Source organism: Mesorhizobium sp. M7A.F.Ca.MR.148.00.0.0 (assembly GCF_003997735.1).
GTDB lineage: Bacteria > Pseudomonadota > Alphaproteobacteria > Rhizobiales > Rhizobiaceae > Mesorhizobium.
On record NZ_RZTB01000647.1, the window covers coordinates 1 to 247 of the forward strand.

Consider the following 247-nt stretch of genomic DNA (forward strand, 5'->3'; position numbering starts at 1 on the left):
ATCCTCGCCACACCGGTCAGTTCGCTGCTGCATGGACGATCGGATATGCCGCGCGCGTCGCGCCCGCTGGACTGGAACAGCTCACGCTCTCCAGCTTCACCGGACCGTTCGGCGTGCTGGCGTCATCCGGAGAACCCGTCGCGGAAGGATCGCGCCGGCCGATCTTCGGGGCCATCAAGGGGCTTTGCGAGCTGGCCGGCCTTGCGCATGTGTCGGCAAGGACGAGCGATGAAACCAAGGTGCTGGC

At 66.4% G+C, this 247-nt stretch carries 1 pseudogene; it reads left to right on the forward strand.

Going from position 1 to position 247, the window contains the following annotated elements:
• A pseudogene (locus EOB49_RS35665) lies at nt 1-247 on the forward strand (hypothetical protein); the annotation flags it as partial.